General features: G+C 42.3%; 1 pseudogene. It reads left to right on the top strand.

Annotated features, from left to right (window positions below):
- Positions 1-7: 7 nt before the first annotated feature.
- Positions 8-390, top strand: a pseudogene (locus tag ACYVTD_RS16285) (spiro-SPASM protein); the annotation flags it as partial.

Below are 390 nucleotides of genomic sequence, written 5' to 3'. Positions count from 1 at the left end.
CGGCATTTTGGCAAAAATTTTAGGCGAAGACGACGGGCAAATAGAAAAAGATATTCTTTTTTCGGTTATCCAAAAAGACATAAACGCTTTTGACATCGAAACAGAAATTTCCGCCGTAGACCTTCGCAGTCATAGAATCAACTTGTGTGCCGATACAAAACGCAATTTATCGCTTCTTAAAAATTTTATTGCCGCCGCCAACGGCAAACTCCCTTCCGCCTGCGAAGTGGAAAGCATTGTAGAAAAACAGCCGCAAATATTAAGAACACTGCCGTCATTCTACCCTATTCAAGTTTACGGCGGCTGTCCTCAAAAATGCGTTATCTGCCCCTATCCTCAATTTACCGACACGGGGCGAAAAGATTTTATGGACAGCGAAAAATTCAGTTC

Source organism: Treponema sp. R6D11 (genome assembly GCF_054786075.1).
The sequence above is the reverse complement of the archived record's forward strand: the minus strand, read 5'-3'. Positions and strand labels throughout refer to the sequence as shown.